Source organism: Burkholderia sp. AU33803, assembly GCF_002223095.1.
Taxonomy (GTDB): domain Bacteria; phylum Pseudomonadota; class Gammaproteobacteria; order Burkholderiales; family Burkholderiaceae; genus Burkholderia.
In genome coordinates this window covers 196,243-209,295 of sequence record NZ_NKFJ01000006.1, presented here as the reverse complement: position 1 = coordinate 209,295, position 13,053 = coordinate 196,243, and the positions used below count along the sequence as shown (strand labels likewise).

General features: G+C 67.2%; 12 protein-coding genes. 8 read left to right on the top strand and 4 right to left on the bottom strand.

What is annotated here, in order from left to right:
• The first annotated feature begins 265 nt into the window (after positions 1–265).
• Together CFB41_RS18085 and dbpA are read left to right on the top strand one after the other, a co-directional pair.
• Positions 266–463, top strand: a complete 198-nt coding sequence (locus CFB41_RS18085) for a hypothetical protein (protein ID WP_011356541.1) — start codon at positions 266–268, stop codon at positions 461–463.
• Positions 460–1,857, top strand: coding sequence for an ATP-dependent RNA helicase DbpA (dbpA, locus tag CFB41_RS18080; protein ID WP_089443594.1), 1,398 nt, complete (start codon positions 460–462; stop codon positions 1,855–1,857). The genes CFB41_RS18085 and dbpA overlap by 4 nt, the downstream gene beginning before the upstream one ends.
• Positions 1,858–2,017: 160 nt before the next feature.
• Here the strand turns inward: dbpA and CFB41_RS18075 are convergent, their stop codons facing one another.
• Positions 2,018–2,842, bottom strand: coding sequence for a phosphate/phosphite/phosphonate ABC transporter substrate-binding protein (locus CFB41_RS18075; protein WP_089457356.1), 825 nt, complete (start codon positions 2,840–2,842; stop codon positions 2,018–2,020).
• Positions 2,843–3,142: 300 nt separating this feature from the next.
• Here CFB41_RS18075 and CFB41_RS18065 point away from each other — a divergent pair, with 300 nt between their 5' ends.
• Together CFB41_RS18065 and CFB41_RS18060 are read left to right on the top strand one after the other, a co-directional pair.
• Positions 3,143–4,168 carry a fatty acid desaturase gene (locus CFB41_RS18065; protein ID WP_089457355.1) on the top strand — a complete coding sequence of 342 codons (1,026 nt, stop codon included), beginning with the start codon at positions 3,143–3,145 and terminating at the stop codon, positions 4,166–4,168.
• Between the two features lie 184 nt (positions 4,169–4,352).
• Complete coding sequence (locus tag CFB41_RS18060; protein ID WP_089457354.1) at positions 4,353–5,555, top strand: benzoate/H(+) symporter BenE family transporter; 1,203 nt, start codon at positions 4,353–4,355, stop codon at positions 5,553–5,555.
• Positions 5,556–5,580: 25 nt separating this feature from the next.
• Here CFB41_RS18060 and CFB41_RS18055 read toward each other — a convergent pair whose 3' ends face one another.
• Entirely contained in the window at positions 5,581–6,468 is an 888-nt protein-coding gene (locus CFB41_RS18055) for an NAD(P)H-binding protein (RefSeq protein ID WP_089457353.1), read from the bottom strand.
• Positions 6,469–6,731: 263 nt separating this feature from the next.
• Positions 6,732–7,649 (bottom strand): AraC family transcriptional regulator, encoded by a 918-nt coding sequence (locus tag CFB41_RS18050; RefSeq protein WP_089457352.1) that lies wholly within the window; start codon positions 7,647–7,649, stop codon positions 6,732–6,734.
• A 194-nt stretch (positions 7,650–7,843) separates the two neighbouring features.
• Here CFB41_RS18050 and CFB41_RS18045 point away from each other — a divergent pair, with 194 nt between their 5' ends.
• Positions 7,844–8,047 carry a hypothetical protein gene (locus CFB41_RS18045; protein WP_089457351.1) on the top strand — a complete coding sequence of 68 codons (204 nt, stop codon included), beginning with the start codon at positions 7,844–7,846 and terminating at the stop codon, positions 8,045–8,047.
• A gap of 21 nt (positions 8,048–8,068) precedes the next feature.
• On the opposite strand, the gene CFB41_RS18040 is transcribed toward CFB41_RS18045, so the two are convergent.
• Positions 8,069–9,022, bottom strand: a complete 954-nt coding sequence (locus tag CFB41_RS18040) for a LysR family transcriptional regulator (RefSeq protein ID WP_089457350.1) — start codon at positions 9,020–9,022, stop codon at positions 8,069–8,071.
• Positions 9,023–9,123: 101 nt separating this feature from the next.
• Between CFB41_RS18040 and CFB41_RS18035 the strand changes: the two genes are divergently transcribed.
• The 3 genes from CFB41_RS18035 to CFB41_RS18025 all read left to right on the top strand — a co-directional run bounded on the left by CFB41_RS18035 (position 9,124) and on the right by CFB41_RS18025 (position 13,041).
• A complete protein-coding gene (locus CFB41_RS18035) occupies positions 9,124–10,482 on the top strand; it encodes an NAD(P)/FAD-dependent oxidoreductase (protein ID WP_089457349.1) in 1,359 nt (452 codons plus the stop codon).
• Between the two features lie 325 nt (positions 10,483–10,807).
• A complete protein-coding gene (locus CFB41_RS18030; RefSeq protein ID WP_089457348.1) occupies positions 10,808–11,242 on the top strand; it encodes a phosphatase in 435 nt (144 codons plus the stop codon).
• 179 nt (positions 11,243–11,421) lie between these two features.
• Positions 11,422–13,041 (top strand): histidine-type phosphatase, encoded by a 1,620-nt coding sequence (locus tag CFB41_RS18025; protein WP_089457347.1) that lies wholly within the window; start codon positions 11,422–11,424, stop codon positions 13,039–13,041.
• Positions 13,042–13,053: the final 12 nt, after the last annotated feature.

Below are 13,053 nucleotides of genomic sequence, written 5' to 3'. Positions count from 1 at the left end.
CGCGCGACACCGTCGCGCCGCACGACACGGCCGCCCTCCGGGGCGGCCGTTTTTCTTGGCGGATCGCGGGCGAAACCGCCCGGCGGGCCGCCCGCTTCCGCTAGAATTGCGGCACGCGCGACCCTGTCGCCGCCCGATCCATCATCCGCATCGACGCAATCCAGGCGACGCACGGTGCGGCCCGCGCCCGAGCCGCGCGAGCGCCGCCCACCGTTGCCGCGCCCGCCCGGGCGCGCCATCAACCGAATTCAGCTGGAGAAAGACCGTGTTTACCTGCCGAAACCAGAGCTGCGGCACGCCGTGGGAGCAGTCCGACGTCGTCATCAAGGACGAAGGCCAGGGGCTGCTGTTCCGCTGCCCGCTGTGCGGCGCGCGCAACTACCTCGAACGCTTCGAAGACGACGAAGGCAAAGTCGTCTACGAGCAGATGGAAGGCCGTCCTTACCTCGGAGACCTGGAATGACCCAGCCGACCGCCACGCCGTTCAGCGCGCTGTCGTTGACGCCCGCCACGCTCGCCAACCTCGCGCAGCTCGGCTACGTCGACATGACGCCGATCCAGGCCGCGAGCCTGCCGGTCGCGCTGGCCGGCCAGGACCTGATCGCGCAGGCGAAGACGGGCAGCGGCAAGACCGCCGCGTTCTCGCTCGCGCTGCTGGCGCGCCTCGATGCGCGCCGCTTCGACGTGCAGGCGATGATCCTGTGCCCGACGCGTGAACTCGCCGACCAGGTCGCGCAGGAAGTGCGCCGCCTCGCGCGCGCCGAAGAGAACGTGAAGGTGCTGACGCTGTGCGGCGGCACGCCGATGCGCCCGCAGGCGCAGAGCCTCGAGCACGGCGCGCATATCGTCGTCGGCACGCCGGGCCGCATCATGGATCACCTCGATCGCGGCAACCTGAAGCTCGACGCGCTGAACACGCTGGTGCTCGACGAAGCCGACCGGATGCTCGACATGGGCTTCTTCGACGACATCGCGAAGGTCGCGCGGATGTGCCCGACCACCCGCCAGACGCTGCTGTTCTCCGCGACCTACCCGGACGGCATCGCGAAGCTGAGCCAGCAGTTCCTGCGCAACCCGAAGGAAATCAAGCTCGAAGAGCGCCACGACAACAGCAAGATCCGCCAGCGCTTCTATGAAGTGACGGAGGACGAGCGGCTGCATGCGGTGGGCCAGTTGCTGAACCACTACCGGCCGGTGAGCACGATCGCGTTCTGCAACACGAAGCAGCAGTGCCGCGACCTGCTCGACGTGCTGCACGCGCAGGGCTTCCACGCGCTCGCGCTGCACGGCGAGCTCGACCAGCGCGAGCGCGACCAGGTGCTGATCCAGTTCGCGAACCGCAGCTGCTCGGTGCTGGTGGCCACCGACGTCGCCGCGCGCGGGCTCGACATCGCGCAGCTCGAGGCGGTAATCAACGTCGATGTGACGCCCGACCCCGAAGTGCACGTGCACCGGATCGGCCGCACGGGCCGCGCGGATCAGGACGGCTGGGCGCTGAGCCTCGCGAGCATGGACGAGATGGGCCGCGTCGGTGCGATCGAGCAGGCGCAGAAGCGCGACGTCGAATGGCATCCGCTCGCGGAACTGACGCCGGCCGGCGACGGCGTGCTGACGCCGCCGATGGAAACGCTGCAGATCCTCGGCGGGCGCAAGGACAAGATCCGCCCGGGCGACGTGCTCGGCGCGCTGACCGGCGACGCCGGGTTCGACGGCAAGCAGATCGGCAAGATCAACGTGACCGAATTCTCGACCTATGTCGCGCTCGAGCGCGGCGTGGCGCGCGACGCGCTGCGCAAGCTCAATGCCGGGAAGATCAAGGGCAAGCGGGTCAAGGTCCGGTTGATGGACGAGGAATAAGCGGTAACGTGGAGGCGTCGCGGCGGCATCGCCGCGCCGTGGCGCCTACGCCGAACCTGAATCTGCCCCTGACCTTGCATCGCCCCGGGCAACCTGCGGTCGTCGCCCCTCTTTCGGCAATCGGCCCCCGCCCCGTCAAGCCGCCCGCATCGCCTGCTTGCTATGCGAGCGCCGGATACCCGTGCGCAGCAGCCTCCTGCTCCAACCGCGCAATCGCCTCGTAGTCATCCGGCGACAGCCGTTCGAATCCTTTCAGCCGCAGCACGCGCGCCCGCTCCGCATCGATCGCCACCGCGCGGTCGAGCGCATCTCGCAAAGCAGCGACCTGTGTATCTTCGAGTGCGCGCGATGCGATGAACGGCAATCCCGGCGCAGCGGCCGTCATCCCGATGATCCGGATATCCTGCAGCAGCTCGGGCAACGCGTCGCGCACATACGCGAACGTCACGCAATCGATCGCCGCGCAATCGGCTTCCGCTGAAGCCAGCGCACGCAGCACGTTCAGATGCGAGCCGAGCGCGGCAACCGATCCGAAGAATCGTCCGTCGCGTGCATGCGGCGCGACCGCATGCCGGAGCGCGTTCATCCCGCTGTGCGAATCCCGACCGTTGAATGCGGCCCGCAGCCCGCGGCATGCGGCGAGCGTCGTCGCGCCGCCCGCATGCGCACGAGCCGACACGACCAGCACACTGCTGTAGTGCGCGCCGTGGCAACCCTGCGCATCGAACACGGGGGTTGCAATCAGTCGCACGACATCGCGCAGGCCCAGCATCCGGTACGGGTAGCCGCACGTCTGCGACAGCAGCAGGTCGTCGCGCCGCCACAGCGCATGCAGGTTGTCGAAGGGTTCGTCGGGAAGCGTGACATCGGCAGGCCCACCCGCGTTCGCAAACGCATCGAGCGCGTCGCGCAGCAGGGCGCGCCACAACGCGTCGTGGCGCGGCGTCACGTTGTACATCGGCAGTACTGCGATCCATGGGTTCATGCGGGCATTCTACGCATCGCCGCTCACGCAGCGGAACCCGGTTCGATCTCTGTAAAACGGGGGCTGATCGACGCGCCGCGCGCCTGAAGCTTATCGGCCGCGCGGCGATAAGCAAATGCGAATCGATTGGTTGGCCGCGCGGCGCGATCCCGGTACCGTCCTGATGCCTGCCCGAGCATCGCCATTGCACGTGATAACGGACAGGCCGACCGTGATCCGCGAGACACCTGCGCACCCGGGCCGAGCGCACCGGTTCAACCGCTCGTTCCCCGCACTGCCCGTTCAATCCGCCTCAACGCCATGGCCGAATACTTCGACGTCGACCACGCGCGTGCGATCGCCGCGCTCGATACCCGCTTCACCGCCCGCACCGAGTGGCCGACCTGGCTGCTGGTCGTCGCGATCTACGGCGGCTGGCTCGCCGTGCTGCTGCTCGTGCGCGACGGCACGCTGTCGCTCGCGGCCGCGACGCTGCCGCTGATCCTGCTCGGCGCGTGGCATCTGTCGCTGCAGCACGAGTTGCTGCACGGCCATCCGACGCGCTCCGCCCTCGTGAACAAGCTGCTCGGTTATCCGCCGCTGACGGTCTGGTATCCGTACACGCTGTATCGCGACACGCATCTCGACCATCATCGCGACGAAGACCTGACCGTGCCGGGCGTCGATCCCGAAACGAACTACGTCACGCGCGAACGCTGGGCGCAGCTGCCGCGCTGGCGCCGCGTGCTGACGGTCGCACGCAAGACCTTCGTCGGACGATTTGTCGCCGGGCCGCCGTTGAGCATCTTTGCCATGTGCATCGATGCATTCGCCGCGTTTCGTCGCGGCGACTTCCGCTATCTGCCGATGTGGGCGATGCATATCGCCTGCGTGGCTGCGCTGCTCGCGTGGCTGCAATGGGCGATCGGCGTGCCGTGGTGGTATTACCTGCTCGTGATCACGTGGCCCGCGTTGTCGATCGCGATGATCCGCTCGCTGTACGAGCACCGTGCCGCACCGCATCCGAAGGCGCGCATCGCGATCAATGAAGCGGGCTTCGCGATGCGGCTGCTGTACCTGAACAACAACTATCACCTCGTCCATCACGACCTGCCGAAGCTGCCGTGGTACGACCTGCCGCGCGCATACCGGATGCGCCGCGACGCGTATGCGCGGAAATGCGGCGGCTTCGTGATTCGTGGCGGATATCGCGAACTGCTCGCGCGCCATGCGTGGACGCCGACCGATACGCCCGTGCATCCGTTCGATCAAGGCACGGCGTCGTTGTCGACGGGGAGTGGGGTGAAGGTGGCGGTGGTCGACAAGGTGTTGCAGATCAGTACGTGACGTTCGGCGGAGCCGACGATTCGTCCGCCCCGCCACGCATTTCTTACGAAATACCAACAATGCCGCTCCCCCCACACATTGCCAATTGCATCGGCAATGCCCAGAATGACGGCTCGTCCGGGGCTTCCAACAATCATTCGCCCCGGCTCTGCTCCCGGCCGCGCGCCGCACGCCCCCCACGACGATGCAACCGAACACCCCGCCCGGCGCAATCCGCGCGATCGGCAACGACTGGTCCGTTTCCGCGATTACCGCGGGTTTTCTCGCGGTACTGATTTCCTACGCGGGCCCGCTCGCGATCTTCTTCCAGGCCGCGCAGGCCGCCCATGCGTCGAACGCGATGGTGTCGTCGTGGGTCTGGGCGATCTCGATCGGTGCCGGCGTCTCGGGCCTGTTCGCGAGCTGGAAGCTGAAGGTGCCGATCATTACCGCGTGGTCGGCGCCCGGCACCGCGCTGCTCGTCGGCCTGTTTCCGCAACTGACGCTCAACCAGGCCGTCGGCGCGTACATCACGGCCGCGCTGATCATCCTGCTGATCGGCGTGACCGGCTATTTCGACCGGCTCGTGCGCCACATTCCGCGCGGCATCGCGCGCGGAATGATGGCCGGCATCCTGCTGCCGTTCGGCACGCATGCGTTCGCCGCCGCGTCGGAGCAGCCCGCGCTCGCGTTCGGGATGATCGCCGCCTACGTGATCTTCAAGCGCCTGCTGCCGCGTTACAGCATCGTGCTCGTGCTGCTGACGGGCGCCGCGCTCGCGACGCTGCTCGGGATGACGCATCTCGGCAACGTGTCGGCGAGCCTCGCGCACCCGATCTTCATCGCGCCCGAATGGACGCTCGGCACGACGCTCAGCCTCGCGCTGCCGCTCGTGGTCGTCAGCCTCACCGGCCAGTTCCTGCCGGGCATGACGATCCTGCGCGTGTCCGGCTATCACACGCCCGCGCGGCCGATCATCACCGCGACCAGCGTGATGTCGCTCGTGGTTGCGTGCTTCGGCGGGATCACGATCGTCGTGGCGGCGATCACGGCCGCGCTCTGCACCGGCAAGGACGCGCACGAGGATCCGGACCGGCGCTACATCGCCGGGCTCGCGAACGGGGCGATCTACCTGATCGGCGGGCTCTTCGCGGGCACGATCGTCACGGTGTTCTTCGCGCTGCCGAAGGCGTTCGTCGCGATCCTCGCGGGGCTCGCGCTGATCGGCGCGATCGGCGCGAATGTGCACGGGATCTTCGATGACGAGAACCACCGCGAGGCGTCGTTGATCACGTTCCTCGCGACTGCGTCGGGCATGACGTGGCTCGGGCTCGGTTCCGCGTTCTGGGGGATCGTGATCGGGTCGATTTCGTATGCGGTACTGAACAAGGTGCGGCGATCGGCGTGATGCGCAATGCGGGTCGCCACCGCTGTTACCGCGCGTGCTGGCGCACCAGTTGCGCGAGCGCATCGGCCAGCGTCGTCGTCCCGTAAAGCCGCTCCGACACGCCCTCCTCGACGTCGATCTGCCCCGCGTTGTGCACATCGTAGAGATCGACGATCAACTGCGCATGGCGTTCGCTGAGGCCCGCGCGCAGCAGCGTCGCATTCCAGGTGTCACGCGGCAACTCATGCGCGACGATCGCCCGGCCAGCCGCCGCACCGAGCGTATCGGCGATCGCCGTCACACTCACCCGCCGCGGCCCTTCGACACTGACGATACGCGGCCCGTTGCCACCTTCGGGCGCATCGAGCAGCAACCGCGCCGCAACGACGCCCACATCGGGCGCCCAGACCGTCGGGAACACCTTGCCGACCGGATGGTGAAAGCTCGGCAGCACGCCGGTGCCGAGCGCGACCGGCAGGATGCGCGCCCAGTTCTGCAGATGTTCGGCCGAACGCAGCAGTGTCACGTGCGCCGGGATCGCCCGCAGCCGCTCCTCGAAGTGATGAAACAGCCGCGTGATGCCCGTATTGCCGTCGCGCTCCGCGCCGTAGTCCGACAGCGCGAGCAGCACCGGCGGTGGGTTGGCGGCGAGCGCGGCGGTCGCGACGTCGATCGTCCGTATCATCGTCGCGGCCGGATCGGGGTCCGCGACGGGCACCGGGCACAGGATCTGCACGGCCCGCGCGCTGTCGATTGCCGAGGCGACTGCGGTCGCGTCCGTCAGCTCGGCTATCACGACGTCGCAGCCAAGCTGCGCGAAACGTTCACGATGGCGTGCGTCGCGCAATACCGCGCGCACGGGATGGCCGGCGTTGCGCAGGGCTGTCACGGTCGACTGGCCGACGTTGCCGGATGCACCGAAGATCACGAACACGATTCGCTCCTGAGAGGATGAAGGTGCGGTGATTGTCGGTTTGCGCGGAGGGAACGGCGCGCACGGAGGGATGAAACCAGCAGGAAAGGATGACGGATTGACTGGTGGCTGTCATGCGGGCCGTCCGCTGCCTCGCCTTCGGCTGCGAATCGTACGGTCTGCCTCTAGCCGAGGGCGCGGGCGAAAACAGTCCAGGAGCCTGTTGGAGAACCGCCCCGGGAGCCGCCGCGACACCTCATATGCACCGCCGCGCCATCGCTCCGCTACGCATCACGCCCGCCACCTTCGCCGTCATACGCGAGCCGCAGCCCGCCCCTTGCCCCCGACCGCGCAATCTCGGTCGGCGTCGCCCCCAGCACGCGATTCATCCAGTTCGCCATGTGGCTTTGATGCGCAAACCCGGCTTCGAGCGCGATCTGGCTGATGCTGAGCCGGCCTTCGAGCAGCAACGCCTTCGCACGCTCGACCCGGCGCCGCACGACGTACTGGTGCACCGGCATCCCGAGCGTCTCGCGGAACAGCACCTTGAAATGCGGCACGCTGATCGACACGAGCGCCGCGAGTTCGGCCAGCGTCATGCGCCGCTCCAGGTTCGCTTCGACGTAGTCGATCACGCGCGCGGCCGCCTTCGGCGCGAGCGTGCGGCGGCGCTCGCGGAACGCCGGCTGGCCGTCGACCAGCCGCGCGACGAGCGCCGTGCACAGGCTTTCCGCATAGAGCGGATCCGACGCGTCTTCCGCTTCGAGTTCCGCGGCCATCGCCCATGCGATGTGCTGCAGGCGCGGGTCACGCACCTGCAGCCGGCGGCGAATCTGCCCCTGCGACGGCTTCAGTTCGAGCTGCTCGACGGTTCGCCGCACGAACGTGTCGCTAAGCGCGATATGGAGGATCTGGCAGTCGGCGCTGTCGGTCCACTGGCCGGGCAGGCCGGCCGGAATCACGTCGACGTCGCCATGCGCCTGGATGCGCGACACACGCTCGCCGTCGCACACGCAATCCGCGCGAACGGGCGACCCGATATGCACGCCGATCCGGTGATGCTCGGCCGCCGGAATCCGGTAGGTGCCCGCGCGGATGGCCAGCAGCGACGCGCCGAACCCCTGCCAGCCGAGCCCACGGCTCGAGCGCAGGCTGACCGGGACGCCGTTGTCCGTCGGCGCCGCGAGAATCGCATCGCTCATGGCCTTCCTCCAGTGGAACTGGATGTCGAACGCGCATTGTGACGCGTTTTCGGGCGGTCTGCCGGGCCTGCCGGCGGCCCGCCCGGGTCGAGCAGAAAAAGATCATCCGTTCCTGCTCAGGGCCATCCTTCCATGTGCGCCGACGGGCGCCGCACCGCTTACGATGGCCCCATCCGACACCTACGGAGACCGTCATGCCCCAACAGTGCCTTGCGCAACGCGCAGCGTTCACCTCGCGCTCACCTTCCGCCGCCAATCGCCCTTCATCCGGCCCCCGCAACGACCGTACCGCCTTCGCCACCGTCACCGCCTGGTACCTGCGCATCGTCGGCTGGTATCGGCTCGAACGGCTGCTCGCATCGATCCCCGACAGCAACGACGACTTCGGGCTCGTCTGACCGGCCGGCCGACGCATCCGCCTACTTGCGCCGCCGCTCGTGCAGCGCCACCGTCGCGCCGTCGATCACCGGCGCGCCCTGCTTGATCAGGAAATCGCGGAACAGCCCCGTAACCTGCGAAATGCGCCGGTCGGCGAGCGTGACCACATACCATTCGCGCTCGATCGGGTTGCCGGGGAACGGCAGTTGCCCGAGCAGCCCGGTGCGCAGTTCGAGTGCACACGCGTGCAATGACAGGAACGCCACGCCGAGCCCCGCTTCGGCCATCTGCTTGATCGCCTCGTTGCTCGACAGTTCGGAGCCCACATGGAACCGGTAACCCGCGTTCTTGAACAGGCTCTCGACCGTCGAGCGCGTACCCGCGCCGCGTTCGCGCACGAGCAGGTGCGCGGATTCGAGATCCTTCAGCGCGACGCGCTTGCGCTGCATCAGCGGATGGCCGGGCGCCGCGACGAACACCATCGGATGCTTCGCGAACTCGACCGCATGCGTGCGCAGCTCCTTCGGCGCGCTGCCCATCACCGCGAGATCGATTTCATGCGTGGCGAGCATGCGGATGATGTCGTCGCGATTGCCCACCTTGAAATACGTCTTCACATGCGGACGCGTCGCGGTGAATTTCACGAGCAGCGGCGGAATCAGGTACTCGGCCGTCGTGATCGCGCCGATCCGCAGCGTGCCGCCGAGATCGCCCGTCAGCGCGGCCACTTCGTCGCCGGCCTCGCTCCACAGATGCAGGATCTCGCGCGCATAGCGCGACACGATCTCGCCGGCCGCGGTCAGCTGCACGCCGCGCCCCACCCGCTGCAGCAATGCGGCGCCCACCGCCTCCTCGAGCAGGCGAACCTGCAGCGACACGGCCGGCTGCGTCAGGTTCAGTTCCTCGGCCGCCCGCGACACGCTGCCGAGCCGCGCAATCATGTCCAGCGCCTTCAACTGCCGGAACGTCGCGGTCTTTCCTATAAGTGAATACATATGAGTCGCTTATAAACATTAAATTGTTCGAGTAGGTTCGAAACTATATCGTCGGTTCTTGAGCAATGTCATCCGAATCGTCATTCAAGCGGGAACCCAACATGGACAACACCACGCCCAACCTTGCAACGGACCGCGCCCCGCGCCTGCCGCGCATCGTGATCGTCGGCGGCGGCGCCGGCGGCCTGCACCTCGCCACGCGTCTCGGCGATACGATCGGACGCCGCGGGCAAGCCGAAGTCGTGCTCGTCGACCGCTATCCGACGCATTTCTGGAAGCCGCTGCTGCACGAAGCCGCATCGGGCCATCGCGACCCGGCCTCGCACACGATCGAATACGCGGCGCAAGCGAAGCGCCACGGGTTCCGCTTCGTGCAGGGCGCGCTGCAACAGGTCGACCGCGCGGCACGCACCGCGACGATCGCGGCCGTGCAGGACGCGGACGGCACGGAAATCCTGCCGCAGCGCGAGCTCGGCTATGACGATCTCGTGCTCGCCGTCGGCAGCGTGACGAACTTCTTCAACGTGCCGGGTGCTGAGCGCCACGCGCTGCCGCTCGAGAACCTCGACCAGGCCGAGGATTTCCGCCGGAAGTTCCTCGCGGCCTGCACGAAGGCGAATCACCTGGCCGAGCAGCAGCCTGCGCGGCGTGCGGCGCCGATCTGCATCAACGTGATCGGTGCGGGCGCGACGGGCGTCGAGCTGGCAGCGGCATTGCGCGATGCGATCCAGCAACTGACGACGTACCGCTTCAAGGCGCTGGTGTCCGCACGCGACGTGCACATCCGGCTGATCGAAGGCGGCCCGCGTATCCTGCCGGCGCTCGACGCGCGGCTGTCCGGCAAGATGCACGCACAGCTTCGCGCGCTGAACGTCGACGTGCTGACCGATACCCGCGTGGCGGAAGTCGGCGCGGATGCCGTGACGACCTCGACCGGCGAACGGCTCGCGAGCGACATCACGATCTGGGCGGCCGGCGTGGCGGGCCCCGCGTTCCTGCGGCAGATCGGCGACATCGCGCTCAATCGCTCGAACCAGGTGATCGTGACCGATACGCTTCAGACGCCGGACGACCCGCACGTGTATGCGTTCGGCGACTGCGCCGCGTGCCCGACGTCCGGCGCGAACGGCTTCCTGCCGCCGCGCGCGCAGGTCGCTTATCAGCAGGCCGTGTACCTGGTCAACGCGTTCGCGCGGCGTGTCGTCGGCAAGCCGGTGGCGGGCTTCACGTTCCGCGATGCGGGCACCGTGGTGTCACTCGGGCATGCAGGCGCCGTGTACCAGGCCGACATCAGCGTGCGCTCGCGCTCGCTGATCGTCGACGGGCTCGCCGCGATCGGGCTGTACAAGTTCCTGTATCGCAAGCACCTGTTCAGCGTGGTCGGCATGAAGCGTGCGCTGTTCCAGTCGTTGAGCCACTGGCTGCAAAGCCGCAACCAGCCGTCGATCAAGCTGCACTGATCACGTCGGTTCACACGCAGCATCACAAGACGGCATATCGGGCGTGCATCGCTCGATATGCCGTTTTCTCATTTGCACTTGCACGGTGCATTCATTGCGTGCGCGAATCGGGTGCATCACATCGAAGACCGTCGATAAGAGGCGATTCGCGCGAAACAGGCCGCGCGGCACGCATCCCGCGCCCACATTGGCGCGCGGCCCATTCATTAGTCGAATCGTATGGGTCGGCTATAAATATTAATTGGTCGCGATTTCCGGATCGACGCTAAGGTGTGTGGCATTCCCGTCGGCGAACGGATCATCACGTCTCTGAAGAGGAATCACCGTGGTTATCGAAGCCATCGTCACCCGTCTCGACGCAGCATTCGCGCAAATCGAAGCAACACCGGATTCGCATGAATCGCGCCATCAACGCGATGCGATCATCCAGTGGCTCGACCGGGCATCGGAAGAAGGATATCGACTCGGTCTCGTCACGACGCTGCCGGCCGCACGGCTCAGCGACATGTTCGAAGGCCAGTTCGGCCGCGCGAACCTCGACCGCTTCTCGGTCGTCGTCACGGACGCCAATCAGCAGGACTCCAGATCAAGCCAGCACCCGTTCGACGTCGCGCTGCAGGCACTCGGCGTGCCGCCCGAACGCGCGGTGGCCATCGCGAGCAGCGAACCGGAGCGCCGCGAAGCCGAGCATTTCGGCCTGTCGCGCTGCGTGAACATCACCGACACCGTGCGCTCGATCGCATCGGCCGGGCTGCACTGAACGCCGCCACACCGGCCGGCGGTGGCCGGCCATGTACCACGCGGCGGAAATCCGACGATTGCCCGACTTAATCCTGACATTCTGCTGTCAAAGTCGCTTGCAACACTTCCGGGCTTGACCGATCACTCCCGGAGACGGGACGACGCAAACCTGCCTCGTCCCGCCCGTTGCCCGCCACGATGACACGCCCGATCCGCACCGCCACCGCCCTCGCGATTACCTGCCTGCTGCTCGCTGCCTGCGGCGGAGATGACTCGACACCACCCGCGGCCGCTGCCGACAACAGCGGTTCGACGCCCGCACCGCAACCGCAGCCTCAGCCCAAGCCGACACCCGCGACTTACTACCAGACGAAGACGCCGTACCGTCCGCAGCAGGACGCCGCGACGTACGAAGCGCCGCCCGCCGGCTACGCGCCCGTCTATACGGAACTCGTCGCGCGCCACGGCTCGCGAGGATTGTCGGGCTTCAAGTACGACGGCGCGATCTACGCGATGCTGGTCAAGGCCGAGGCCGACGGCGCACTGACCGCGCTCGGCGCGCAGCTGAAGGCCGACACGGTCGCGATGATGAAGGCCAACGCGCTGCTCGGCTATGGCGTGGCAGGCATCTCGACGCCCGGGTACGGCAATCTCACGCAAACCGGCATCCGCGAACACCAGCAACTCGCCACGCGGCTCGCGCAGCGGTTGCCCGCCTTGTTCGCGGCCGGCAACCGGCAGGTCGTCGTCGTCAACTCGGGCCAGGATCGCGCGGTCGACAGTTCGACGTATTTCTCCGCGTCGCTCGTGACCGCGCAGCCGGCGTTGGCCACCGCGATCACGCTGCCCGCCGCGCCGTCCGGCTACCCCGCGAACGCGCCGGTCGCGCAGCCGGCCGGCACCAACCGCTTCCTGCTGTATTTCCATGCGCTGAAGCCGGCCACCGATCTCGTGACCGATACGGGCAATCCGTACTACGCGACCTACCAGGCGAGCCAGGCATACCAGGCCTATGCGAACGACGCGACGGTGGCCGCGAAGCTCAACGCGATCAAGGCCGCGCCGCAGGCGGCCGACGTCGCGCACACGGTGCTGTCCGCGCTCGTGTCGCAGGCCTTCATCGCGAAGCTCGGCACCGACGTCTACACGTTCGCGAACACGGGCACCTATGCATTCACGTCGGCGGACGGCAAGTTCACCAACACGCTGAAGGGCGACGGCAAGACGAAGATCGCGACGCCCGTCGATGCAGTGAACGTGCTGTACAACCTGCTGCAGGTCGCGCCCGCGATGACGGCGGAAACCGGCGGCGTCACGATGGAGAAGTACATCGGCGCGGAGCAGGCGCAGTATCTCGCGTATCTGCAGGATGCCGAGGACTACTACCAGAAGGGGCCCGGCATCCAGGAAGCGAACCCCGTCACGTACCGGATGGCGAAGGTGCTGCAGGACGATTTCTTCGGCGAAGTCGATGCAATCGCCCGCGGCGACCTGACCCGTGCCGCTAAGTTGCGCTTCACGCACGCGGAAATCGTGATTCCGTTCGCGTCGATCATGAATCTGAAGAACGTGTTCGTGCCGACGCCGCAGACGCAGACGTACACGTACGCGAACAATCCGTGGCGCGGCGATCAGGTGTCGCCGATGGCCGCGAACATGCAGTGGGATGTCTATCGCAACGGCTCGCGCCTCATCGTGAAGATGCTGTACAACGAGCGCGAAACGGATTTCCAGGCCGCGTGCGACGGCGCGAAGATCGCGCCGGGCAGCCACTTCTATGACTACGCGGGGTTGAAGCAGTGTTACGGGTATCAGTGAGGTGACGCGGGC

What these genes read in the sequence shown, in the direction of transcription:
- CFB41_RS18075 (WP_089457356.1), bottom strand. Translation starts at nt 2,842, where the DNA reads ATGAACCCATGGATCGCAGTACTGCCGATGTACAACGTGACGCCGCGC.
- CFB41_RS18045 (WP_089457351.1), top strand. Translation starts at nt 7,844, where the DNA reads ATGCCCCAACAGTGCCTTGCGCAACGCGCAGCGTTCACCTCGCGCTCA.
- CFB41_RS18040 (WP_089457350.1), bottom strand. Translation starts at nt 9,022, where the DNA reads ATGTATTCACTTATAGGAAAGACCGCGACGTTCCGGCAGTTGAAGGCG.
- CFB41_RS18025 (WP_089457347.1), top strand. Translation starts at nt 11,422, where the DNA reads ATGACACGCCCGATCCGCACCGCCACCGCCCTCGCGATTACCTGCCTG.
- CFB41_RS18035 (WP_089457349.1), top strand. Translation starts at nt 9,124, where the DNA reads ATGGACAACACCACGCCCAACCTTGCAACGGACCGCGCCCCGCGCCTG.
- CFB41_RS18050 (WP_089457352.1), bottom strand. Translation starts at nt 7,649, where the DNA reads ATGAGCGATGCGATTCTCGCGGCGCCGACGGACAACGGCGTCCCGGTC.
- CFB41_RS18060 (WP_089457354.1), top strand. Translation starts at nt 4,353, where the DNA reads ATGCAACCGAACACCCCGCCCGGCGCAATCCGCGCGATCGGCAACGAC.
- dbpA (WP_089443594.1), top strand. Translation starts at nt 460, where the DNA reads ATGACCCAGCCGACCGCCACGCCGTTCAGCGCGCTGTCGTTGACGCCC.
- CFB41_RS18065 (WP_089457355.1), top strand. Translation starts at nt 3,143, where the DNA reads ATGGCCGAATACTTCGACGTCGACCACGCGCGTGCGATCGCCGCGCTC.